Annotated in this window: 23 protein-coding genes and 1 pseudogene; 16 read left to right on the top strand and 8 right to left on the bottom strand. The window is 41.2% G+C overall.

The window, feature by feature from the left end; genetic code table 11:
• Nucleotides 1-29: 29 nt before the first annotated feature.
• Nucleotides 30-1,072 (bottom strand): annotated as a pseudogene (locus AC0VX1_RS16220) (IS1182 family transposase); the annotation flags it as partial.
• Nucleotides 1,073-1,507: 435 nt separating this feature from the next.
• Between AC0VX1_RS16220 and AC0VX1_RS16215 the strand changes: the two are divergent.
• The 6 genes from AC0VX1_RS16215 (at nt 1,508) to AC0VX1_RS16190 (ending at nt 8,270) form a co-directional block, all read left to right on the top strand.
• The gene (locus AC0VX1_RS16215) at nt 1,508-2,185 is read left to right on the top strand and encodes a GntR family transcriptional regulator (RefSeq protein ID WP_057276306.1); all 678 of its coding nucleotides are present in this window, start codon (nt 1,508-1,510) and stop codon (nt 2,183-2,185) included.
• Between the two features lie 109 nt (nt 2,186-2,294).
• On the top strand, nt 2,295-3,212 hold the full coding sequence (gene hpaI / locus AC0VX1_RS16210) for a 2,4-dihydroxyhept-2-ene-1,7-dioic acid aldolase (RefSeq protein ID WP_475467963.1): 918 nt from the start codon (nt 2,295-2,297) through the stop codon (nt 3,210-3,212).
• Nucleotides 3,213-3,289: 77 nt separating this feature from the next.
• Nucleotides 3,290-4,804, top strand: a complete 1,515-nt coding sequence (hpaE, locus tag AC0VX1_RS16205; RefSeq protein WP_057276308.1) for a 5-carboxymethyl-2-hydroxymuconate semialdehyde dehydrogenase — start codon at nt 3,290-3,292, stop codon at nt 4,802-4,804.
• A gap of 32 nt (nt 4,805-4,836) precedes the next feature.
• The gene (gene hpaD, locus AC0VX1_RS16200; RefSeq protein WP_475467961.1) at nt 4,837-5,820 is read left to right on the top strand and encodes a 3,4-dihydroxyphenylacetate 2,3-dioxygenase; all 984 of its coding nucleotides are present in this window, start codon (nt 4,837-4,839) and stop codon (nt 5,818-5,820) included.
• A gap of 542 nt (nt 5,821-6,362) precedes the next feature.
• A complete protein-coding gene (locus AC0VX1_RS16195) occupies nt 6,363-6,701 on the top strand; it encodes a DUF485 domain-containing protein (RefSeq protein WP_475467959.1) in 339 nt (112 codons plus the stop codon).
• 3 nt (nt 6,702-6,704) lie between these two features.
• Entirely contained in the window at nt 6,705-8,270 is a 1,566-nt protein-coding gene (locus AC0VX1_RS16190) for a solute symporter family protein (RefSeq protein WP_475467958.1), read from the top strand.
• 163 nt (nt 8,271-8,433) lie between these two features.
• Here the strand turns inward: AC0VX1_RS16190 and AC0VX1_RS16185 are convergent, their stop codons facing one another.
• Nucleotides 8,434-9,321 carry a LysR family transcriptional regulator gene (locus AC0VX1_RS16185; protein ID WP_475467956.1) on the bottom strand — a complete coding sequence of 296 codons (888 nt, stop codon included), beginning with the start codon at nt 9,319-9,321 and terminating at the stop codon, nt 8,434-8,436.
• A 164-nt stretch (nt 9,322-9,485) separates the two neighbouring features.
• Here AC0VX1_RS16185 and hpaB point away from each other — a divergent pair, with 164 nt between their 5' ends.
• A complete protein-coding gene (gene hpaB, locus AC0VX1_RS16180) occupies nt 9,486-10,958 on the top strand; it encodes a 4-hydroxyphenylacetate 3-monooxygenase, oxygenase component (protein WP_063575765.1) in 1,473 nt (490 codons plus the stop codon).
• 78 nt (nt 10,959-11,036) lie between these two features.
• Here hpaB and AC0VX1_RS16175 read toward each other — a convergent pair whose 3' ends face one another.
• The 3 genes from AC0VX1_RS16175 to AC0VX1_RS16165 are packed head-to-tail and all read right to left on the bottom strand — an operon-like array spanning nt 11,037 to nt 13,014.
• Nucleotides 11,037-11,423 (bottom strand): 5-carboxymethyl-2-hydroxymuconate Delta-isomerase, encoded by a 387-nt coding sequence (locus tag AC0VX1_RS16175; protein WP_034307909.1) that lies wholly within the window; start codon nt 11,421-11,423, stop codon nt 11,037-11,039.
• A gap of 17 nt (nt 11,424-11,440) precedes the next feature.
• Complete coding sequence (locus tag AC0VX1_RS16170) at nt 11,441-12,229, bottom strand: fumarylacetoacetate hydrolase family protein (RefSeq protein ID WP_475467953.1); 789 nt, start codon at nt 12,227-12,229, stop codon at nt 11,441-11,443.
• Complete coding sequence (locus tag AC0VX1_RS16165; protein WP_475467952.1) at nt 12,226-13,014, bottom strand: fumarylacetoacetate hydrolase family protein; 789 nt, start codon at nt 13,012-13,014, stop codon at nt 12,226-12,228. The genes AC0VX1_RS16170 and AC0VX1_RS16165 overlap by 4 nt, the downstream gene beginning before the upstream one ends.
• Before the next feature lie 507 nt (nt 13,015-13,521).
• On the opposite strand from AC0VX1_RS16165, the gene asnS reads away from it, so the two are divergent.
• The 4 genes from asnS to AC0VX1_RS16145 all read left to right on the top strand — a co-directional run bounded on the left by asnS (nt 13,522) and on the right by AC0VX1_RS16145 (nt 16,839).
• Nucleotides 13,522-14,814, top strand: coding sequence for an asparagine--tRNA ligase (gene asnS, locus AC0VX1_RS16160; RefSeq protein WP_413024274.1), 1,293 nt, complete (start codon nt 13,522-13,524; stop codon nt 14,812-14,814).
• 114 nt (nt 14,815-14,928) lie between these two features.
• Nucleotides 14,929-15,624, top strand: coding sequence for a DnaD domain-containing protein (locus tag AC0VX1_RS16155; RefSeq protein WP_053535560.1), 696 nt, complete (start codon nt 14,929-14,931; stop codon nt 15,622-15,624).
• A gap of 22 nt (nt 15,625-15,646) precedes the next feature.
• Nucleotides 15,647-16,303 (top strand): endonuclease III, encoded by a 657-nt coding sequence (nth, locus tag AC0VX1_RS16150; protein ID WP_063593994.1) that lies wholly within the window; start codon nt 15,647-15,649, stop codon nt 16,301-16,303.
• Nucleotides 16,300-16,839: a YpoC family protein gene (locus tag AC0VX1_RS16145; protein ID WP_268591118.1), complete on the top strand. Its 540-nt coding sequence runs from the start codon at nt 16,300-16,302 to the stop codon at nt 16,837-16,839. The genes nth and AC0VX1_RS16145 overlap by 4 nt, the downstream gene beginning before the upstream one ends.
• A 39-nt stretch (nt 16,840-16,878) precedes the next feature.
• Here the strand turns inward: AC0VX1_RS16145 and AC0VX1_RS16140 are convergent, their stop codons facing one another.
• Nucleotides 16,879-19,653: a PBP1A family penicillin-binding protein gene (locus AC0VX1_RS16140; RefSeq protein ID WP_475467948.1), complete on the bottom strand. Its 2,775-nt coding sequence runs from the start codon at nt 19,651-19,653 to the stop codon at nt 16,879-16,881.
• A gap of 26 nt (nt 19,654-19,679) precedes the next feature.
• A complete protein-coding gene (gene recU, locus AC0VX1_RS16135) occupies nt 19,680-20,291 on the bottom strand; it encodes a Holliday junction resolvase RecU (RefSeq protein ID WP_034307899.1) in 612 nt (203 codons plus the stop codon).
• A gap of 141 nt (nt 20,292-20,432) precedes the next feature.
• On the opposite strand from recU, the gene AC0VX1_RS16130 reads away from it, so the two are divergent.
• The 4 genes from AC0VX1_RS16130 to AC0VX1_RS16115 all read left to right on the top strand — a co-directional run bounded on the left by AC0VX1_RS16130 (nt 20,433) and on the right by AC0VX1_RS16115 (nt 23,110).
• Nucleotides 20,433-21,374: a DUF2515 family protein gene (locus AC0VX1_RS16130; RefSeq protein ID WP_413024272.1), complete on the top strand. Its 942-nt coding sequence runs from the start codon at nt 20,433-20,435 to the stop codon at nt 21,372-21,374.
• A 355-nt stretch (nt 21,375-21,729) separates the two neighbouring features.
• Nucleotides 21,730-22,005 (top strand): hypothetical protein, encoded by a 276-nt coding sequence (locus tag AC0VX1_RS16125; RefSeq protein ID WP_048688368.1) that lies wholly within the window; start codon nt 21,730-21,732, stop codon nt 22,003-22,005.
• A gap of 69 nt (nt 22,006-22,074) precedes the next feature.
• Nucleotides 22,075-22,443, top strand: coding sequence for a YppE family protein (locus AC0VX1_RS16120; protein WP_054400300.1), 369 nt, complete (start codon nt 22,075-22,077; stop codon nt 22,441-22,443).
• 76 nt (nt 22,444-22,519) lie between these two features.
• Nucleotides 22,520-23,110 carry a YppG family protein gene (locus tag AC0VX1_RS16115; RefSeq protein WP_475467946.1) on the top strand — a complete coding sequence of 197 codons (591 nt, stop codon included), beginning with the start codon at nt 22,520-22,522 and terminating at the stop codon, nt 23,108-23,110.
• A 69-nt stretch (nt 23,111-23,179) separates the two neighbouring features.
• On the opposite strand, the gene AC0VX1_RS16110 is transcribed toward AC0VX1_RS16115, so the two are convergent.
• On the bottom strand, nt 23,180-23,632 hold the full coding sequence (locus AC0VX1_RS16110) for an Hsp20/alpha crystallin family protein (RefSeq protein ID WP_475467944.1): 453 nt from the start codon (nt 23,630-23,632) through the stop codon (nt 23,180-23,182).
• A 141-nt stretch (nt 23,633-23,773) separates the two neighbouring features.
• Here AC0VX1_RS16110 and AC0VX1_RS16105 point away from each other — a divergent pair, with 141 nt between their 5' ends.
• Nucleotides 23,774-24,535: an alpha/beta fold hydrolase gene (locus AC0VX1_RS16105; protein ID WP_098186732.1), complete on the top strand. Its 762-nt coding sequence runs from the start codon at nt 23,774-23,776 to the stop codon at nt 24,533-24,535.
• The last annotated feature ends 117 nt before the right edge of the window (nt 24,536-24,652 follow it).

Here is a 24,652-nt window from a genome sequence, read left to right as displayed (position 1 = left end):
AAGAGATTGCGGCTCTACGAGCCCACATGTTAGGCCATTTTTGGACCTCGCCATGTCCAATTGGCCATCTTCTTTAAATGAATGGCAGCGAAAGTAAGCATCGCCTGCATTGACAATTTTTTAAGTCCTCTTAAAGTAGTCCAACGCATACCATGCTTTTCTTTTGCATCTGCGAATACACGCTCAATCGTTTCTTTACGTTTTGCATATATAGGTTTTACATCTTGATGATGACGCAGATAATCTGCTTCTTCCACATGTGTTTGCCAGATATGCCGTGTCACCACTTTTTGACAGTCTTTGCTTTCTGTACACCGAGATAAAAATGAGCATGTTGTACAAATTTGTTTTGGCGATTTGTACTCGCGATAGCCCTCTTTATTTGTTGTTGAGTACTTTAAAGTTTCGCCCGAAGGGCAAAGGTAACAATCAAAATGTTCATCGTATACATAGTCCTGTTTGCGGAAAAATCCTTCTTTGGTGCGAGGACGTGTATAAGGTAAAGCCGGTATGATTTCTTTGTTAAATAGGTAGCTTGTAATCGCTGGTGTTTTATAAGCTGCATCTGCGGCAACGGCTTCCGGTTTTCCAACTTTCTCAATCACTTGTTCAACTAGTGGCTCTAAGATCTGACTGTCATGTGTATTTCCAGGTGTTACAATCGTTCCCAATACAAAACCGTTGCGGTCTGAGGCCGCGTGGAATGAATAGGCCAACTGTTTTGTTCGTTCATCTTTCACTTAGTAGCCACTCTATATTTTCTTTAATCTCTTTGGTCTCTTCTTTATCAAATTTATCTGGTGGAAAAGGCTTTTTTCCATGGTTTTCACGATCTTGATTGATTTCTTCTTGAAGACGTCCTTGATACGCTCGTGTTTCTTTACGAACGATTTTCTTTTCAAATTTCCGTTTATTCGCACTGGCTTTCACATGGGTGGAATCTACAAAATCGTGTTCAGCACTTATTAACTTTTTATTAGTAGCTGTCATTAAAATGCGATAGAAAATCTGTTCAAACAGGTCTGTATCTTTAAAGCGTCGTAGAGAAATGAGGTACTTTATCATGGAAACCTAAAAGGTAAGACAAAGTTGATTGGAGCGGGTGTTCGAGACTCCTGCTTAGAAAAGCGAGTCTAGGGGAGACCCCGCAGGCGAAAGCCGAGGAGGCTCCCGGACCGCCCGCGGAAAGCGAGTGCCTTACGTTCCAATCAACGTCCAAATTGTACAAGCAATAAAAATAGACAAACTCGATTTTCATCGAGTTTGTCTACAGTCTGCAGTTTTTTTTAGTTGGATTATATTTCGATACGTGAAGAAGGCGGGACATTGCATTTTAGTTCACTTCACCATTGTAAAGGAAAAGGTGGGCTGCCGGATTTTCTAGATACATTCAGTCTATTCATAGGCACAGATCATTCGTATATGCAAAACAAGCATGTGGAAAATCATATATGATTTTTAATGAAAATCGATTGCAATCATATATGATTTCATATATGATGAAAATATGGAAGAGAAAAGCAAAAACCCCAGCAAAAAACAACTAGCTTATGAGCACCTTCGTAAATTAATTTTGGATGGAACATATGGTTCTGGACAGCGGATCATTATCGATCAAACGGCAAAAGAACTTAGTTTAAGTCCGATTCCTGTCAGGGAAGCGATCAGGCAACTGGAATCTGACGGCCTTATTCAATATAAGCCTTATAGTGGAGCGGTGGTTACAAGCATAAATGAGAGCGAATACATTGAAACTCTTTCTGTTTTATCTCTGCTTGAAGGATATGCAGCTGCACTCAGTTCTTTAACCATGAATGATCATGATTTTGAAAATCTAATTAATTTAAACAATGAAATGGAAAAAGCCCTCCATAACTTTGAATTAGAGCTGTTTGGTAAATTAAACGAATGTTTCCATGCGGAAATTTATGAAAAGTGCGGAAATTCCTTTTTAATAGAGGAAATTAAACAGGCACAACAAAGAATGAATAGAGTCAGAAAGTCCATGTTCACCATGGTGCCGCAACGCGCAGTCCAATCGATTCGCGAACATGAAAGCATCATAAAGCTCCTAAAGGAAAAAGCATCTTTTGAAGAAATTGAATCATTGGTGAGAAAGCATAAACTGAATGCGATAAGCACTTTCAAGCAGAGGGCGGAAACTAATCAAGATCAGGCACTTTGATGACCCAGGCTTTGTTTTATTATAGTCGATTGATTATTGATAAAAGCAAAGCCGATTTTTTCATTTGAATTATTCGGAATATTCAAATAATAAAAAGGTGGTAGAAAAAATGTACGAGGAAATCAAAAGTCGTTTAAGAGGATCCATCGCACCCGTTATCACTCCCTTTGATGACAAGATGGAAGTTGATGTAAAGGCCATTGAAAATCTAGTAAACTGGCATATTGAAAGCGGTTCCCATGGAATTTCGGTATGCGGGACTACAGGCGAGCCGAGTTCACTTACGATTGAGGAACGGGAATTAGTGATGGAAACGGCAATTAAAGCAGCAAAATCCCGTGTTCCAGTTGCACCAGGTACCGGATCTGCCAATCAGAAAGAAACGTTGCATTTGACAAAAAGGGCACAGGAAATGGGCGCGGATGCTGCTTTAGTCATCGTACCTTATTACAATAAACCGAATCAACAGGCACTTTATAATCATTTTAAAACCGTAGCCAATGCTGTTGATATCCCGCTGATCGTTTATAACATTCCCGGAAGAACGGCGACGAATTTAGAAGTGAAGACATTGGCACGTCTTGCTGAAGATTGTGAAAATATTATTGGTGTAAAAGAATCTAATAAAGATTTCGAACATGTGAACCGTGTCTTATTGAATTGCGGAAGGGATTTTCTCTTATATTCTGGCATTGAATTATTATGCTATCCAATGTTGGCTATTGGAGGGGCAGGACATATAAGTGCTACTGCCAATATCACTCCTAAAGAAGTGGCGGACATTTATAATTTTTGGGTGGAGGGTGATGTAGATAAGGCGCTTGACCTCCATTACAAATTAATGCCATTGAATGATGTTTTGTTTAAAGAAACCAATCCAGGACCATTAAAAGCTGCGATGGGGATGATGGGGAAAATCAATCCGGCATTAAGGCCGCCTATGGGACCGCCTTCGGAACCATTGGAAAAAGAACTGCGTGAAACCCTTCAATCATATGGGTTGATTGACCAGAAAATCCAGTCATAAAGCTAGATTGGGAAGATTGCACAAATCCAAACGATTTTTGTCATCTTCCCGAATTAATTTTTAAAGGAGGATTTATCATGCAAACTTTTCCCGTGCAGGATGTGAAGCATTACGTCAATGGTCAATTTGTGGATGGTATCTCAGGAAAAACATTTGAAAATCTAAGCCCTTTTAATAATCAAGCAATCAATAATGTGGCAGAAGGCTTTAAAGAGGATATTGATCAAGCGGTCGCCGCCGCAAGAGCTGCATTCGATAATGGCCCATGGAGAACGATGAAAGTGGAAGAAAGATTGAAGTACATGAATAGGATTGCTGATCTAATTGAAGAAAATGCCGAAGAAATCTCCTTTTTGGAATCACTGGATACAGGGTTGCCGATTAGCCAGACAAAAAAACAAGCGGCAAGGGGAGCGGAGAATTTTCGTTTTTATTCTGAAATGGTGAAAAGCAGGCTGATAGGAGAGTCATATCAAGTGGATGACACTTTCATCAATTATACGATTCATAAACCGATAGGAGTGGCAGGATTAATCACTCCTTGGAATGCACCTTTCATGTTAGAAACCTGGAAGATCGCCCCGGCCCTGGCTACAGGTAATACATGTGTCCTTAAACCAGCGGAGTGGTCTCCATTGACTGCCAATAAATTAGCTCAAATCATTGATCAATCCGGTCTGCCAAAAGGCGTATTCAATATTGTTCACGGTTTTGGGGAGACAGCGGGGGCGTCCTTGGTTGCCCATCCTGAAGTCCAATTGATATCCTTTACCGGAGAAACGACAACCGGCGCTGAAATCATTAAAAATGGTGCAGATACAATGAAACGTTTTTCCATGGAACTCGGCGGTAAATCACCAGCAGTAATTTTTGAAGATGCCGATTTAGAAAAGGCCCTGGATTCAGTGGTATGGGGAATCTATTCGTTCAATGGGGAGCGCTGCACAGCCAATTCCAGATTATTTGTCCATGAATCGATAATAGACCAGTTCGTGGCAGAATTGAAGGAACGTGTTCATAATATCAAGATTGGAAACCCAATGGATCCAGACACGGAAATCGGACCGCTGATCCATCGTAACCATTTTAATAATGTCTCCCGATATCTGGATATAGCAAAAGATGAAGGGGCGGAAATTGTAAGCGGTGCCATACCAAGTGCTTTCAAGGAAGGGAATTATATTGCCCCGACGCTTCTTTTGAACTGTACAAATGATATGACGGTGGCACAAGAAGAGATTTTTGGCCCTGTCATGGCAGTCATTCCTTTCAAGACTGAAGAGGAAGTACTGAGAATGGCTAATGATGTAAAGTATGGGCTAGCTGCTTATGTATGGACCAATGATATGAAACGTGGACATAGGTTTGCTCAAGCTGTCGATAGTGGGATGGTCTGGGTGAATTCCCAAAACGTTAGGGATTTGCGGATTCCTTTTGGAGGGTCGAAATATAGTGGGGTAGGACGTGAAGGCGGCCATTATAGCTTTGAATTCTATACGGAAACACAAGTTATCCACGTGGCAATTGGAGAACATCACATTCCGAAATTTGGCGACGTAAAACAAAATGCCGTTTCTTCTGCTGAAAAATAATCCGGGTTTCATTAAAGAAGGGGAGAAATACTATGAATTTTTCTATTATTCGTGTTGCGAGAACGATACTTAATGTAACAGATTTAGATAAATCAAGAGCCTTTTATGTGGATGCTTTAGGTTTTATTGAAACGGAAAGAACGAATGACCACATATATTTACGTGGTTTAGAGGAAGCGCATCATCATTCGCTTATCTTGCAAAAGGCAGAAAAGCCAAGCGTTGAAGCAATAGGATACAAGGTTGAAAAAGAGGAAGACCTTGAAGGGTTGGAATCTTTCTTCCTATCCAAGGGAATGAAAATGAAGTGGATGCAGGAAGGAACACAGCATGCACTAGGCAAGTCACTGCGAGTTCAGGATATTTCAGGATTGCCAGTGGAGTTTTTTTACAAAATGGATAAAGTCGAGAGATTGCTGCAACGATATGATATGCATAGGGGTTCGAGGGTCCAAAGAATCGATCATGTGAATTGTTGTGTGCCAAATGTGCAAAAAGCCTCTGACTTTTATATGAAAGAATTAGGTTTTGCCTGCTCGGAAGATACTGTGGATGAGTCGGGCAAATTATGGGCAACGTGGCTACATAGAAAGCAAACGGTCCATGACCAGGCGTTCATGAACGGTATCGGTCCAAGACTTCATCATGTAGGCTTCTTTCTGCCTGACCCGCTTGCACTTATCCATGCCTGTGATGTACTGGCATCTCTTGGATATGCACAGTCAATCGAACGCGGCCCAGGGAGGCACGGCCTATCCAATGCATTCTTCCTATATTTAAGAGATCCGGATGGTCACAGGATCGAATTATACAATGGGGATTACTTAACATCTGACCCGGATACCGAACCGATTCATTGGGATTTGAATGATCCAAGACGCCAGACATTCTGGGGAGCCCAAGCTCCGGATTCATGGTTTGATGAGGCATCTTCTGTGCTTGATATAATATCAGGAGAAGAAGTTCCTCTTAAAGAACCGATCCTGGCAAAAAGTAAGCCTGAATTCATCATCTAAAAAGAAGCGGGATTTAGGATGAAAGATGGAAAATTCAGCAAAAATGCATGGACTCTCATAGTCTTTTCAATAGGGCGCCTGTGCAAATGGTGAAAAGTTGATGGAAGACTGCTGGATAAGGAATGGCCCATCAAATAATGGACGGATCCTTTCAAGGGAGTTGGCACTTACATTTCAATGATTCTCTTCCCTTGAAAGGAAAGAAGATTCATATCAAATGGAAAAGTGAATGTATCAAGAAGTCGAAACAGATGAAGGATAGGCGAGCCAAGACTATTGTGAAAGTGCAAACCTTTTAAAAGATATGGTCTGGGACAGGGCAGCAGTGGGAGCTTACTGCTGCCCTATTTGTAAGTTTCATCGGTTTCACAAAAGGAGTATGGAAAGCTTAGGGAATGGGCTTCAGACCCTCTTTGGGCAGATGAGGTTGTAGGTATTCTGGGATGGAGGGGGATCTGTGCCATTGAAGAATGCGGCTGACATTGGAGGAATACTACCAGGACCGTCCTTGTAAAAATAAATATCAGAAGAGGTGTGTAGAGATGGTTCAGCTGGAAAAAAACCTTGATGAATCGGAACAAACCAATCTAGTGGATTATGAAAAGATTGTTGCCTCGAAAGAGTTTCAGAATATGCTCTCCGACAAAAAGAAGTTCGTCATCCCTTTTACGATTTTCTTTATGGGATATTCCTTGCTTTTGCCCTTCTTAGTTTTTTACACAGATATCCTGGATCACCCTTTCATCGGGGACATAACCTGGGCGTGGGCGTACGGTGTCTCCATTACGGTTATGTCTGTATGGGTTTGCAGCATATATGTAAGGAAATCTGAAAGAATCGATGAACAAATAAAAGAAATCATCGAGAAAGAAGGGCTTTGAAACATGAATTGGACAGTTATCATTCTCTTTGCGCTAATGTCGATAGGTACGCTTTTCATCACGTATATCGCTTCCAAAAAAACTAAAACGGCAGGCTCCTTTTATACGGCTGGGGGCGGGTTGACCGCTAGGCAAAATGGACTTGCATTGGCCGGGGATTTTATGTCGGCTTCCACGTTTTTAGGGTTGATAGGGGCATTTTCCTTAACGGGATATGATGGATTTTTCCTGATGTATGGAGCACTTGTTTCATTTCTTGTCGTGTTATTCCTAGTGGCTGAGCCATTAAGGAACTTAGGGAAATACACATTGGCTGATATGGTGACTACAAGGTTTAAATATAAACAGGTCCGGGGAGTGACCGCATTTAATACCCTGGTGATATCAGTCATGTACATGCTGGGGCAACTTGTTGCTGCAGGCGCTTTATTTAAATTGCTTTTAGACATCCCGTATAATACCTCTGTCATCATCGTAGGTATTGTAATGCTGGTATTTGTTCTATTCGGGGGGATGACGGCGACTAGCTGGGTGCAGATCATTAAAGCCATCCTGCTGATAGGCGGAGTGTTTATATTATTCATGATCGTCATGTGGAAGTTGAATTTTAGTTTCATCGGAATTTTCACGGATATGAAAACAGCGACACCCATGGGTGCAGATTACCTGAAGGCAGGAATTAAGTATGCCAGTGGGTGGGATGCAGCATCCTTGTCACTGGGCCTGATTCTGGGAACGGCAGGTCTGCCTCACATTTTAATACGTTTTTTGACTGTCCCGAATGCACGAGTGGCAAGAAAGTCGGTTGTTTGGGTGATGTGGATTATGGGTGCATTTCATATCATGGTCATTTTTCTCGGATTCGGTGCTGCTAAGTTGGTCGGAACATCGAATATCATGGCCGCTAATCCAGCAGGTAACATGGCTGCACCTTTATTGGCCCAACTTGTGGGCGGGGACATCTTATTCGCATTTATTGCGGCCGTTTCCTTCGCTACGATACTCGCAGTAGTTGCAGGAATCGTTTTAACTGGTGCTACGGCATTTTCACATGATTTTTATAATGAAATATTAAAAGATGGAAAAGCCACGGAAAAACAGCAAATGACGATGGCTAGATGGGCTTCTATTGGTGTGACTGCACTTGCGATTGTTTTATCATTAGGTCTGCAGGAATTCAATGTAGCGTTTCTGGCATCTATCGCCTTTACATTGGCCGCCAGTTCGAATTTGCCAGTAATCCTTCTTACGATCTATTGGAAAAAATTCAATAAAACTGGAGCGATAGTCGGTATGATGACAGGTCTTTTTGGAACACTTTTGCTCGTGGCCCTCAGTCCAAATGTCTGGGACCCGGTCCCCGGAGCATCCATAATGACAGGTGAACCGATTTTCCCTTTGAATTCACCAGGAATCGTTTCCATTCCGCTTGGATTCATCGCCTGCTATTTAGGTGCCCTGATCGGTAATCGCAGGACCGGTCCGAAAACGGTTGCAAAAGACAATTATAATGAAATCCTGGTAAAGTCCAATACCGGTCATGATGTTAAGGGGGTTTTGCGACATTAAATGATGTAAAGGCATGCCTATTAATAAAGCACAGTCCAACGCAATTGTGAATGGATTTGAAAAAGCGGCCATCAAATGATAGGTTGCTTTTTTCTTTTCAATGGATAAAGAAATTCGAACAAATACAAAAGATTACTACAAAGAGGTACAGATGAACTAATATTCAGGGATAACTGGGCATTCCTTCAGAAAATGTTTCTAGGAATTTGACGGCTCCTTTGGAAAGATAGCGTTCTTCGAGCCAAATAAGGGCGGCTTCCGATTGTACTACACAATCTATCAATTCGACTATTTTTATCCCCTGGGTTGAAAACGATATGGACGTGGTACGTGGCATGATGGTAGCGCCTACTCCTTCCTTCACTAAGGATAAGATCATGGCAGCATCAGGACATTCACATACAATCGTAGGGTCAAATCCATGTCTTAGGCATTCATCCACTATCAGTTCGTAAGTACCTTGACCGCTAACCCTATGCAGCAATAAGAGAGGATATTCCTTAATTTGTTTGAATTCGATCGAGTCTGGGATATCCCAATCTTTTGGGGTGACAAGCACAAAATCTTCCGGCGGAAGGTTAATCGATGAGAATTGCTTACCGTTAATAGGAAGCCTTACAATGGCCAACTCGATTTCCCTGTTTATTAAGCCTTCTGTCAAACGGAACGTATCACCTTCCATTAACTTGAAACGAATGTCAGGGTATTTAACCCTAAAGGTTCTCATCCTTTGCGGAATGTAAGAAAAGCAAGTTTTTACTGAACCTATGGAAAGAGTCCCCTTTACCCCTTTACTGACTTCCTTCACTTCCAGTAGTGATTCTTCGAACTGGATTAATAGAGCTTCAGCTTTTTTATAAAGGACCTTGCCAGTTTCAGTGAGTTCAAGTTTCTTTCCATTCCGATCGAAAAGTTTTTCACCGATTTCCATTTCCATTAATTTAAGTTGCTGGCTAAGGGGCGGTTGAGCCATATGTAATTTTTTTGCGGCTTTGGTTACTTGTTCTTCCTGAACGATCGTCACAAAATACTTTAACTGCCGGATGTCCATTATATACACCTCATACATATGATTTACATATACATATTGAATTTTTAAAGTATTACATATATATCATAACACATGGTATATTTTGTTATAGGAATTAATTCAATTTTTGGAATTTATTTAATTGTAAGCGCTTTATTAAGTTAATACTAAAGGGGGATGTAAGCATGCCGGCTAAAACAGGTAAAGAATATATCGAGAGGGTAGACAAAGCAAAGGCGAATGTATGGATCAATGGAGAGCAAGTAAAAAATAAGATCAGTCAACACCCAGCTTTTAAAGGGGTCATGAAATCACAGGCCGAATTATATGATTTGCAGCATGATTCCGCGAAAACTGACATCATGACTTATATTTCACCAACTTCAAACGAAAGAGTAGGGACCTCATTCATGCAGCCGCGGACTAAGGAAGACCTTGAAAAAAGGAGGAAAATGATTCAAGAATGGGCAAGGCATAATAATGGAATGATGGGACGTTCCCCTGACTATATCAACAGTGGGATGATGGCGTACGGTACAGCAGCTGATATGTTCGGCACTCAGGATTCGACATTTGCTAAAAATATGAAAGATTATTATGAGCTCTGCAGGGAAAAGGATTTGTCGTTGACACATACCCTGATTCAACCCCAGGTTAATAGGGGAGTTAGTGCCGCAAAGCTTCCGGATCCTTACATCGCTGCACGGATTGCTGGCAAGAATTCAGAAGGGCTTATTATAAAGGGAGCTAGATTATTAGCTACACAAGGAGGAATAACGGATGAAATCATGGTATTCCCTTCAACATTGCTTAAACAATCGGAAGAAGAAAACCCTTATGCATTCGCATTCTCCATACCAAATAATACACCAGGGTTGAAATTCATCTGTCGTGAATCATTCGACTATGGCAAATCACATTTTGACCATCCTCTTGGTTCAAGATTTGAGGAAATGGATACGATTATCGTTTTTGATGATGTAGTCGTTCCTTGGAATCGGGTATTTGCATATGGGGATGTCGGCATTTGCAACCAGGCTTATAATGAAAGCAATGCGGTTGTTCATATGACCCATCAGGTGGTAGCGAAGAATATCGCCAAAACCGAGTTCATTCTGGGGATTCTGCAACTAATGGTGGAAACCATCAATATCGGGCAATACCAGCATGTTCAGGAAAAAATCTCGGAAGTCATCATAGCGCTTGAAACGGTAAAGGCTTTCATAACAGCTTCGGAGGCAAACGCGAAAGTGGATAAGTGGGGAATGATGACACCCGATTTCACACCGTTAAACATTGCCCGTAATTATTATCCGAAGATTTACCCTAGATTCAGTGAAATAATGCAGCTTCTTGGGGCTAGTGGCTTAATGGCGATACCAAATGAAGCCGATTTCAATTCGGAGCTTCGACCGGATTTGGATAAATATCTTCAAGCTGCGAATGGTGGAGCCTATGACAGGGTTAAATTGTATCGTCTCGCATGGGATGTATGCATGAGTTCATTTGGATCCAGGCAAACCCTGTACGAAAGATTCTTTTTTGGGGATCCGGTCCGTATGGCTAGCGCTTTATATAACGGCTATGATAAACAGGAATATGTGGACCGTGTCAAGGAGTTCTTGAACCGTACTGAAAACCTTGCTGAAATCAACTGAGCCCGGTAGCATTGGCAAAACATATTAATTTAAAGGCCTTCCCGATGATGTGGAAGGCCTTTAAATATGAAATATTGTTCATTTATTATATCGATTATGGATATTATTCTTTTTATATGTGCCAAAATCACTGAATTCCGTAAGTTCCATGGAGAGGGCAAGATATCTTTTTGAAAAGAGGGATGCCAAATGGGACTCCATCGTTTCGAAAAGGTGGTCACATACTTTTGTTTTATCACTGTCCTGGCGTCCAGCGCCAATTTTTAGTATGGCATGAACAAAAGCATCATCCTCTGTACCATCGGCAACACGATAATGCTTCAATTCAATGGCCCGGGATCGAATCCCGCCAATTGGAAAGATGGAGGGATAGGATATCAGTACATCATTCACCTTTCTTAATAAGCCGTCAATCTGGATTTCATCTTTGATATTATCCGTATATTCAATAATTATATGAGGCATATGATTAGTCCCTTCCATTATTTGTGGATATTCAGATGAGGCCGATCCACGTTTTCAGTAAATACATCGTCCCCGACTATTGTGCTAACGAGTTTTCCGATACCTTCAATTTCAGTGATGATTTCATCGCCTACAGCAGTATCCGCCAAGCCTTCAGGTGTGCCTGTCAATATGATATCGTTCGGACTCAAAGTCATGAAGCTGCTGAAATATTCAATTAAATCAGCAATGCCGAAAATCATGTCTTTCGTGTTGCCTTGCTGAGTCAATTTTCGGTTGACGTAAGTTTTGATGGCAAGATTCGAAGGATCTGGAATATCTTCGGCATCGACGAGCCAGGGACCAATGGGGGTGCAGGTATCGCGATTTTTGACCTTTAAATTTGGCCGGTAGTAGTTCTCCAGATAATCCCGTATTGCATAATCATTTGCAATCGTATATCCACTTACATAATTAAAGGCTTCTTCCTTTTTTATGTTCTTCGCCTTTTTACCGATGACCACTGCCAGTTCACATTCATAATGCATATAAGCTGTATCAGCAGGCCGCCTTGTCTGTCCCCGGTGGCCGATGAATGTATTGGGACCTTTTAAGAATGCAAGGGGTTCTTCCGGGGCTTTAAAAGCTAGCTCCTTCGCATGGTCTGCATAATTCAAGCCAAGCGCGAAGACAGTTCGTGGTTCCACAGGGGGAAGCCAGACAACGTCCTGCTCATTGACAAGCCGGCCATCCGCCAATTGGAGCTGGCCATGATATTCACTTGCTGGATGTATGGCACCTGCATAGGCTACACGTGCTCTCTTCATAAAATCCCCTCCAGTGATAATTTTTCCTCGGAAATGATCGTATTTTCCAAATAACCGATTTCGTCTATTTCTATCCTGACTTGATCATTGGCTTTGGCCAGCGGTGCATTCTCAGGAACTCCAACTAGAAGGACGTCACCCGTACTCAAGGTCATGAAGTCCGTTACATCCTCAATAAGCCGGGGGATGGAGCGAATTAGATTTGAAGTTGAATTTTCTTGCCTTAGCTCTCCATTAATATATACACGAAGTCCTAAAGAATCGGGGTTGGAGATGGATTCCTTGGATACGACCCATGGACCGATCGGGCAAAATCCATCACGGGCTTTATGGCGGATAGCAGGACGGAAAACGCTTTCATGAGGAATGCTAATATCATTGGCGATCGTAAAACCTTCTATATAATCCGAGGCATGTTCTTTCTTGACTCTTGTCGCCGTTTTACTGATCACTATTCCAAGTGCGGCTCCGATTTCCAATTCAGGTATGCCGGTTGGAAGGGGAACTGGATTTGAATAAGAAGAAAACGTGTTTCTAGGTTTAATATAAAGGATCGGCCCTTTAGGAGGTTCATTATAAGGCGGATGGTCGATCTTTCCCTTCATTGCTTCCAATGATCCTTTATAGTTTAATAATGTTCCATATACCGTTCCGGAAATAGGGTTATCCAACTTGATTCGTGATACCTCATACTTAACACCGTTCATTAATATATAGCGGTTCGACAGTATTTCCATTTCTTCTGAGTAATCTGTCTTTTGGAGTTTAACTCTTGCTTTTGCCATGGCACTCACCCCTTGATTTTTTAATTAATCATATATGATATCGTATATGATTTTTTGTTTAAGTTCAACATATTTAGATTATTCAGTATAATTAGACAAAAAATGTTAGAAAAAAGCTGGGTTTCAACAGAAAAATGCCTGGAACATTTAGTTAGTATGAAGCTAGGAGTTCAAATTGAAAGATTATGAATGGGGGATATTCTGATGATGAATGGTAAAGAGTATTTGATTACTATTGGTTGATTGGATTCAATCCTTTGTTCAATATTAGAAATGTCGGCCTAAACATATACCGAGATGATTTTACTGTAATAAGAGCATGGGCATTAGTGAAAAGTAATTTACCATGCAACAATCTGGCGAATACGCGACAAAAACATAATAAGAATGATATAAAAGGCATGGAACCTCCGCTTCAATTGATTTATTTGCTTGTAAGCAGGGCTATGGGTATAATAAGTAGAGTAAATTCATTAGTAAGTTAAGTTATTTTTGGAGGTAAATTCCGTGAAAATTACAATAAAAAATGCTAGCAAATTCGTCGATCAAGAAGTAACCATTGGAGGCTGGCTTGCCAGCAAACGTTCCAGTGGGAAAATTGCTTTCCTTCAAATACGTGATGGCTCTGGTTTTATTCAAGGGGTGGTCGTGAAAGCTGAAGTTGGAGAAGAGATTTTCGCTCGTGCGAAATCGGTTTCGCAAGAGTCATCCTTGTATGTAACTGGTGTCATTCAAAAGGATGAACGCTCGCCGTTCGGTTTTGAATTACAGGTGAAAGATATTGAAATCATTCATGAATCATTGGATTATCCCATTACACCTAAAGCGCATGGTCCTGAATTTTTAATGGATAACCGCCATTTGTGGCTGCGTTCAAAACGGCAGCATGCAGTCATGAAAATCCGGAACGAAATAATCCGTGCTACATATGAATTCTTTAATGAAGAAGGCTTCGTTAAAGTGGATCCCCCAATTTTAACGGGAAGCGCACCAGAGGGAACGAGTGAATTGTTCGCGACCAAATACTTTGATGAGGATGCATACCTTTCACAAAGTGGTCAACTCTATATGGAAGCGGCTGCCATGGCACTTGGGAAGGTATTTTCCTTTGGCCCAACCTTCAGGGCAGAAAAATCCAAAACAAGACGACACTTAATCGAGTTCTGGATGATTGAACCAGAAATGGCTTTCATCGAATTTAAAGAAAACCTGGAGGTACAGGAGAAATTCGTTTCTTCCATCATCCAATCCGTATTGAAAAACTGTGAGCTTGAGTTGAATACACTGGGCCGTGATACCTCGAAGCTTGAACAAATCCAAGCTCCTTTCCCGCGCATTACATATGATGAAGCCATTAAGTTCCTTCATGAACAAGGATTTGATGATATTCAATGGGGGGATGATTTTGGAGCTCCGCATGAAACTGCGATAGCGGAAAGTTATGATAAGCCCGTTTTCATAACTCATTACCCAACCAAAATCAAGCCTTTCTATATGCAGCCAGATCCTGACAGGGAAGAAGTCGTTCTTTGTGCCGATTTGATCGCCCCGGAAGGATATGGAGAAATAATTGGCGGTTCAGAACGGATTCATGATCAGGGATTGCTTGAACAGAGAATCAATGAGCATGGCTTGAGCGAAGATGCTTACAAATGGTATATGGAATTAAGAAAATATGGCTCTGTGCCGCATTCAGGCTTCGGTTTGGGATTGGAACGCACCGTAGCATGGATCAGTGGAGTCGAGCATGTCCGTGAAACCATCCCGTTCCCACGTCTATTAAATCGATTATATCCTTGATTACGTTATGAAGCGGTTATCTTGCCTATTGGCAGATAACCGTTTTTTGTTAAAATTATAAACTTATTCGATGAGCCGTATTCATGTTATACTAAATCAGAGGTGTCCAAAAACATGAATAAAGAACATTTATATGCGTGGTTTAAGGAAGGAACGATAACGATTCCATCCTTTTTGTTGACTAACTATAGTGCAATGGGACTGAATGAACAAGAAATGGTCCTATTATTACAATTGCAAAGCTTCATCGATAAAGGTAATCATTTCCCTGCACCCTCCCAACTTTCTGACCGAATGACATTGCAGGAAACGGAATGTCTATTCATGATCCAGCGTTTGGTCCAAAGGGGATTTGTTGAAATGGTGGTTGAGGGGAGCCAAGAAATCGGACAGGAAAAATATTCGTTGTCTCCACTGTATGAAAAAATGATGGACTGTTTCTTGAAAACTTTGAAACAGGCAGAGTCTGCAGAAATTCAAAAAGCGGGGGAGAGCCTTTATACGATTTTTGAACAGGAGTTCGGCCGCCCTTTATCTCCCTTTGAATGTGAGACATTGGCAATGTGGATGGAGGATGACCATCAACCTGAAATCATTAAGTCAGCTCTGAGGGAGTCTGTCATTTCCGGAAAATTGAATTTCCGATACATTGATCGAATTTTATTCGAGTGGAAAAAGAATGGAATTAAAACCTTGGAACAGGCAAGGGAGCAAGGACAAAAATTTAGAGTTCATCAAAAGAGGGACCGAAAGACGGAAACTGCACAACCATTGAAAGATGTGCCTTTCTATAACTGGCTCGAGCAGTAATGTAAATTGAAGGAGAACCGATATGTTGAATAAAGCTCAAATTCGATATTGCCTGGATACGATGGGTGAAATGTTTCCAGATGCCCATTGTGAGCTGAATCACTCCAATCCATTTGAATTGGTGGTTGCTGTTGCCCTGTCAGCTCAGTGTACGGATGTATTAGTCAATAAAGTGACGAAGGATTTATTTCAGAAATATAAAACGCCTGAGGATTACATAAGCGTTCCGATTGAAGAGTTGGAAAATGACATTCGCTCAATCGGTTTGTTTCGTAACAAGGCTAAGAATATACAAAAGCTGTCGCGCATGCTGATCGAAGAATACGGTAAGGAAGTACCGAGAGATCGTGATGAGCTTGTTAAATTGCCTGGCGTTGGCAGAAAGACGGCGAATGTAGTCGTTTCCGTTGCTTTTGATGTGCCGGCGATCGCTGTGGATACCCATGTAGAGCGTGTTTCCAAGCGCCTGGGATTATGCCGTTGGAAGGATAGTGTCCTCGACGTTGAAAAAACGCTGATGGCTAAGATACCGAAGGATGAGTGGTCCGTTACGCATCACCGCCTGATATTCTTTGGACGCTATCATTGCAAGGCCCAGTCACCAAGGTGTGAAACCTGCCCGCTTCTCGAATTATGCCGTGAAGGAAAAAAAAGAATGAAAAGGAAAGAAGCCAATTGACGCAGTCCATATCATTAAAAGTCCCTGAAGAATTGGCTCATCATTTGTTTTTTCCTGAAAAGGAAACCATCTTGGAAAAAGAACGATATGCAGGTTGGAGTGAAACGATTCCATTCGAGGCTTTCCCGTATGAGTTACTTTATTATAATAATGTAGAAGCCTATGCTCCCTGGACGAAGGGGGCAATGCATGTAAAGGAACTCCTGGAGAGATGGAAGGGAATTGATTCGGAATGCAGTTTGCTATATTCTGAGCGAAAAGCGGGACAAACCTTGGGACTCATGAAGCAGGGGATCGGTTTATTTTTAACCGCAGTCTTCTGGATGCATGGGCAGCCAGTGGCATTGAATGATATCCGGTGCCAAATACAATCCTTTAACAATATTCCGGTGAACATGGATGAAAGGCTTTCTTTCATCCTTGCCAGACCCGCTTTTTTTCATTCTTATAGACAGCTCAGTGAGTTGTTCCGAGAATTTGAAAAACAATATGTAAAGTTCATGATCAAAAATAAGAATAGCCAAAAAAACGTCTAAGCAAAAGCTTAGACGTTTTTTTGGTCAATCTTCATATATTTATTCGGTATCTTGGTTTGGATCTGGGTCCGGATTAGGATCGGGATCAGGGGTCTCGACTGGTTTTTCCTCTTCTACCGTTCCAGGGTCAGTGGTATCATCCCCGCCCTCGACATCCTCTCCATTATTGCCATTTCCGTCATCCGTGTTGTTGCCATTACCATTACCATTACCATTACCATTACCATTATTACCATTGTTCCCATTGCCATTATTGTCGTTATTGCCATTATTACCGTTATTGCCATTATTGTCGTTATTATCTTTATTGCCGTTTTCGCCATTGTTATTTTTGTCTTCGTCTTGTTTATCCTCTTCGCCTTCAGCAGGAATTTCTTGTTCCGGATTATCACCTTCGGCAGGATCTTCAATCTTCTCGTCTTCAGTATCCTCAGGGACTACCGCTTCAGCAGGTATTTTGACAGATGTACTCGCAGGATCACTTTGTTGGTTATCCACTAGAGCTACCACTGAGAAAGTATATTTACTTCCAGGGGTTGGATTAGGGATCGTTAAACTAGTATCCTTCGATTTTTTCAATACGCTCTGTGCGCCGCCGTCCACGGACATCTTAACCTCGAATTGGGTATTCCCATTTCCTTTAGGATATGACCATGATAGATTGATTTCATTGCTTTCCTGGTTGTAAGAAGCGTTAATGCCAGGTGAGTCGATTTTTTCATATTCTGTCGTCACTTGTGTAGGCTCGTGACCTTTAACATAATATTCATAAGTGATTTTACTGCTTGGTGTATATTCATTGGCTTTAACAGCTGGATTCGAACCTTTGATGACTCCAACCTTCACAACACTGTCAGGTTGATCAAAGTCTTTCGTTTCTTTTGATTGGGCCATATGTTCCATTAAATTCTTAAAGATGAATTTAGGGATCCTTTGAGATGATTCACCCAGATATTCCATTTTCTCACCAGATGCATTATCATAACCAGCCCAAACCGCGACTGTATAATTGGTAGTGTAACCTGCCATCCAGCTATCTTTTACACCCGAAGATGGGATGTTGTTCGCTGCACGCTGTTCAGGCGTGAAGTTGGTTGACCCGGTTTTACCGGCTACCGGGAGACTAGGTATATTGGCTAACCTTCCTGTTCCATAAGGTTCTTTCATGACGCTTTTCAACATGTCCGTCACGATGAAAGCTGTTGAATCTTTCATGACCGGCTTTGATTCCGTCTTGTTTTTGATGGTTGTTTTATCACGTAAAACAATCTTTTTCACACTATGCGGTTCATTATAGATACCGTTGTTTCCGAATGAACTGTATGCACCGGCAAGTTCAAGTGTAGAAACATCCTTACCGCCGCCCAATGCTGCCGATTCGGTAATCTCCTTGTCGAAAGGAATCCCAAGATCAGTGGCAAAATCACGTGCCCGGTCCAATCCGACTGCTTGTAGCGTTTTTAAGGCAGGGATATTTAATGACCGTGCCAGTGCTTCCCGAGTCGTTACAGTGCCATAATGTCGTCCTGAAGCATTTTTAAGCGGTGTTCCATTACTGTAAGTATATTCCTCATCCTTGATTTGGTGGTAGGTGGACCAATTTAAATATTCCACGGCAGGACCGTAATCCAGAATCGGCTTAATGGTCGAACCAGGTGATCGCTTGGCATCCGTTGCATAATTCCAGCCGCGTTTAACCGTCGTATTCCTGCCGCCGCCCACTGCTTTAATTTCACCAGTTTCTGTATCGAGTAATGTGACTCCGGCTTGGAGATCTTTACTTGGATAATTGATGATTTCATCACTGTTCAACATGTTATAAACATATTCTTGGGCATCTTTATCAATGGTCGTCTGGATTTCCAGACCATCGGTAAATACGTTATAGTCACCCATATCTCCGACTTCCTCAATTACCAAATCGATGAATGCATCGTATGCGGTCGTATCGATTTGGCTCTTATCGATTTCTTGAAGTCCTTCTGTTATATCGATGCTTTGTGCATTTTTCATTTCCGTTTCCGTGATATATCCATGTTTGTTCATTAAATGCAAGACAATATCACGGCGTTCTTTCGCACGTTCAGGGTATTTATACGGGTCATATCTGCTTGGGCTTTGCGGTAATCCTACAAGCATGGCCGCTTCGTTCAACTTCAATTCGTTAAGATCTTTTCCATAATAAGTTTGCGATGCAGTTAAGATCCCGTTGGCACGGTTTGCAAAGAAAATCTTATTCACATACATTTCGAAAATTTCTTCTTTTGTATATTTTCTTTCAAGCTGTATGGATAGCCACATTTCCTGGACTTTCCTTTTAATGGTCTTATCAGGCGTTAAATAAGAACGCTTGATGACCTGCTGGGTCAATGTACTTGCACCCTCTGAGCCGAATCCGTTTTTGACGTTGGCTATGACGGCACTGCCCAGACGTAAGAAATCGACACCGTGATGCTCATAAAAGCGGGAATCTTCCGTTGCCAGGAAAGCTTCTTCGACAAGATCGGGTATGTCTTCATAATTTACATAATCCCGGTTTTCCTTTCCGATTTCAGCAAGTAATTTACCATTTTCATCGAGAATCTTGGATGTGACCGGATCTTTTAAAAGCTTGTCGTCAAGTTCTGGAGCGTCGCTTATAAAATAAGCCATTGCAGCTCCTCCGGCAACCAGGCCTATTATTCCGAATGTAACAAGTATAAGGAAAATCCGCTTAAGCATATTGGTTGGTTTTTTAGGACTTTTATTCTGTCCCTTTTTTTGAGTCTGCCCCTGCTTTCGGCGTTCTTCTCTAGTATTATATTTTTCAGCCATTACAGCTAACCTGCCTTTCTAAAAAACTAAAAATTTTCTGAGATGAGCGAATCTACTACTTTAATATAGTCAATTCTCGGTTGAAAGCCAAGAGTAATCTTTCGTGAACTGCTTTCAACCTCTTGAAGAGTTATAGATTTGCGTCCGCCTTCTTTCATTCTCTTCCAATAAAAACTCAGTTGTTCGGAACTCATTAAATATATATCATCCATTGCGGAAAACCGGATGATGACAAACGCAATTCCGTCATGCTGAACGATATGCTTCATATGTTCAATTTGATGGTCATGAAAATTCTTCAGCGGGAACGAACTGCTGTTTTTCGTTTCCTTTGCCTCAAAATCAATGTACTTTCCTTTATAAACACCATTATAATCGGTGGTCGATGCTTGTTTGAAATAAGCTTCTTTAATGACTGCAGCACTTCTTTTCGGATAGTGGACATCGACAATTTGTATGGGTGTCGGTTTTTTATGGATGACGGCAATGCCGTGTGCTAAATAATACTGATTGGTTTCGTTCAAATCGTCTTCCAATGTTTTTCCCCGGTTGCTGTAACTGATTTTTTTTAGTGGACTTTTCTTTTCTTCCATAGCCTGCGGTACAAATCTTCGTCCGTTGGGATAATGAAATGCCACTTTTACCCCTCCTTTTTTTCACTTATCTATATTAGCAAAAAAAGAATCCAAAATGTGAATAAAAAGAATTGTTTCTTAGAACGATAGGATTTAAGTACAACTATATGTCACAATTCATCGCTATAGAAAGGCTAGATGCGAATGTTAAAGACGGAAAAGCAGTTGCTCCAATCCATAAAAGCCCAAACTGCAAAAGGGAATAGGGATAATATATCAAGAACGAAAGCATATGAACAATTTTTTAGAATCCATCCAGAAATACAATGGTCTTTTTTAGCCGGGATGGTTTCCAGGAATGCAGGCTGGAATATGTGTGATCTTGAAGGGATTTGGTTTTCCAATTTACTTGGCCTTAAATACAGGCATCAATTATTCCTAACGTATGAAGAAGCCAACTGGAGAATATTCCAAGATGCATATCCGCAATTACTTCTCTATCATTATTCGACGAAATATGGACGTCCATTGTTTCACTTATGTCATTATTTTTTTATTACCAAATTCATGAAGAACGAATGGCATTCCTTTTGGAAATATGGAAATCGTGAAAAATTAGTCACTGCGCTTATCATAAATGAACAAAACATCATTGAAGAACCGGTTATTAAAAAGCAATCCTTCGTTTTTCATTCTCTGTTATTTTTCCTGCAGGATTGGATGCATTTTAGCACCGTTTTATTTCCTACTTGCAATGGAGAACTGTATGGATCGTCCGTTGCGCATTTTAGAAATATCGATAAAAGGATTGAATTGGGGAAAAGGTTGGCTGGACTTTTATTTTCTGAAGATTTATTTCCACTATTTTATGAATTTTCCTGCAGGACTGAACCAACGGGTGCCAGATATGATTATGAACAATATCGAAAAAAGCCTAGATACCATGAAACCCCGATGCTGAGAGGAGTATATCCATTAATTCATCATCAAGCAGGGGAGACAGAGCAATGGGATATGAAAAAAAAGGTTAAAAAAAAATGGTTCAATGAACCCAAATGGGAAGAAGACCCGCATTTGACGGAATGGTATGATCATAAACAAAAGCAGCTGCATACGGCAGCAAAAATCAAAAATTGGATTTTATAATAGGAAACAGGGAAGGCATCGATGAAGCCTTCCCTGTTTATCGTTCAGTATTTATTACTTACGTAGAGGGGCGGTTTTCTCCACTAAGTTTCGGGTTTCCCGTTCCTGCCTCTTTAGTGGGCGGCTTTTGTCGTTTTTCGTTTTTCTGCTGTCTGCTTTCATTCGACTGCATAAAATCACCTCCTGTCTGTATTCTTGTTTAAAACTCCATTCTTCATTCTGCCATTGTTGTCGAAGGGCATAATAAATTAAGTGAATTGCACTTTCTTTGCCGATTAGCTTCTAGTTTTGTCAGTCATGAAGGGCTTTCAGATAAAAAAAAGAATAGTACAGGTAAAGAATGGGAGGGATCAGCATGGTCAATAAAAGTGTCGCAACAGAAGAGATATTAAGGATGATAGCTGAGATCAGTACCAGCCTGGATCGTTTGGAAATTTCATATGGGGAAACTGTAAATACAGTGCGGTGTAAACTATGGGCGGAACAATATACATTAGTTAATGAAGCCCAGGAAGCCATTGAGAAAGCCGAGGATTATTGGGTGAATGCTGAAGGTGTGAACCACTCCTTTTCCATTGTTCCGGAAAAAACAATTATAAAACACAAGGTTTTCACTGAATTGCACGTATAATCCGCAGGAATTTCATTTTATGGAGAACTGGATTATACTAAGGGAAACAAATGTACGGAGGAATATATTGTGCAAAAAGAAAAACTGCAGCTGTTAACAGAACAATTGATTAAATATACGGACCAGGCAGATGATATTTATGAGGGTGTACGCCTGGAAGGAAAGGAAAAGGATTTCTTTTCGGAAGTAAAGCCGTTTGCAGATCAGGTCAGGACCGTATGCATCGAATGGGAAACCGGAATGAAGGAGTGGATGAAAGAAACCGAATTTAGGCATCTTTTCCCCGAGCAAATCGAACAAACCGCCCATAACCTTTCTGATGTGGCCGTTCAGGCATTTTTTCCTAAAACAAGTTATAAGCGATTTAAAAGCCATGTCCAGTCGATCGAATTCATCCTTAATAATGTAAAAACGGAAATCGATCGGATTTTATCATAAAAACACCTACACTTTATTCCTTCTTTTTTCATATATTATCAGAACCATGTAATGAAAAAGAGGAGGGCTTATTGTCATGATGAGATCCGGTTATAACCAAATCTCCCCAAATCAAGGACAGTTTCCTCAATCAATTCCGGAAAATTGGGGAGGATACCAACAGCCAATGCCATATCCTCCGCCAAATAATCATAATCTTGAACAACCATTTATGTATCCATATCATCACCAGGATACAGGGGGCTATATGACGCCATATCATGATCCTTATCAGCAGGCAGCGTATCACCCATTTCAACCAGTCACGCAGCAGGCGATGCCCGTGGGAGCTTATCCGGGCAACAGTGTTATGCAGCCAATGGCACAAATGCAGCCAATCCAGTCCAATCTTCAGCCGCAAGCTTTTACTTTTAGTCCGTTCGCAAATCCGTTACAGCCAGCTAAAAGACCTCCGCAAAGTCAGCAGCAGGCTCATAATCCATATCCAAAGCAGCAGTTCATGCAAAAACCCCAGCCATCGGGTTTCAAATCGGTCATGAATCAATTCAAAACACAAGATGGCTCCATGGATATAACGAAGATGATGAACACAGCTGGACAAATGATGAATACAGTTTCCCAAGTATCTTCAATGGTCAAAGGAGTAGGGGGCTTCTTCAAAGCATAGATGGTGAATAAAGAAAAAAGCAGACTTACAAGTGACCAGCCACTTTTTTAAGTCTGCTTTTATTCATGCCTAATGGATTTCAATCCGATTCCCCCTGATTTTGGGTAGGTGAAGCGTGAGGATGCCATCGCGATGTCGAGCGGTCACATTTGCTTCATCAATCGGTTTTGGAAAGGAAATGGTTCTTGAAAAAGTACCGGCTGAAACTTCCTTTTGGAACAATCCTTGATTTTTATCCTTTCTATCTCCATATTTTGCAGATATGGTTACGGAATGGGCCAGTACATCAATTGATATTTGGCTGCGTGGAATTCCGGGCAAGGTGGCAGTTAGGGTATATTCTGAATGCGTTTCGTGAATATCAACCGGAAAGCTGCGTTCTTTCGTCGAGCCGAAGAAATCGTCAAGAGATTTCAGCATGCCTTTAGGAGGCCTTTCGGAAAACAGCCGATCCATTTTGTTAATGAAATGGGAAAAGGGTTCCATTCGATTCCGGTTATTATTTTTTTCAGAAGAGGTCATCACGGTGCTCCTTTCTAAAAAATTCCTTTGCCTATAAGCTATGTGAGGAATGAAGAAATGTGAATGGACTGTTGGGTTTCAGATTCAGGTCCATAGGGAATAACGGTACTGAATGATTAATAAAGGAAATGAGGGATTAATATGACAGATAGCAAGCTTTCCTACATAGATACCGGGAAAGGAAAGGAAACATTGTTGTTTATCCATGGATTTTGCGGAAGCCATGAATATTGGAGCGACATCATTGCTGGATTAAAGGAAGAATACCGGGTTATTGCCGTTGATTTACGGGGACATGGTGCAAGTGAGGAAATAGGGGAGTCTTTCTCGATTGAAGATATGGCAGCTGATATTGCGTCATTTTTGGAAGAACTGGAAATTGGACAGGTATATATGTTTGGTCATTCGCTTGGGGGATATATCACCTTGGCATTCGCAGAAAGGTTTCCTGGGAAATTGTCTGGTTTTTCATTGGTACATTCCACCGCTTTCCCTGATGATGAGACTGGAAAGGCGGGGCGCTTAAAATCAGTCGAGAAAATCGAAAGTGAGGGAATCCCTGCTTTCATTGACGGACTTATACCGAAGCTTTTCGCTCATTCCGATGATCCCAATATTGAACATACAAAGGAAATCGGATATAAAACAAGTGAAATTGGTGCGATAGGATCTTTACATGCCATGAGGAACAGAATGGACAGAAATCATGTTCTCGAAGATACGAAGTTGCCTGTCCTTTTGGTTGCAGGTGAAAAGGATAAGGTGATTCCCGTTGAAAAAACCTTTTCTGTAAAAGGGAGCCATATCAATGAAGTAATACTTAAGGGCAGCGGCCATATGGGAATGTTGGAAGCTCCAGGCAGACTAATTGAAGAAATCATTCGCTTTGTCGAGAAGAATTAAGTGAAAATAATGACCGGGCTGGAAACGAGATGTTGACGTTTCCAGCTTTTTTTTTTTGAATAGGAAATAGTTTCCCTTTTGCATAGAACGTTCATTCGGTAGAATAGGAGGATGAGG

This window comes from Peribacillus sp. QJM3NY_7 (assembly GCF_056173225.1).
The sequence above is the reverse complement of the archived record's forward strand: the minus strand, read 5'-3'. Positions and strand labels throughout refer to the sequence as shown.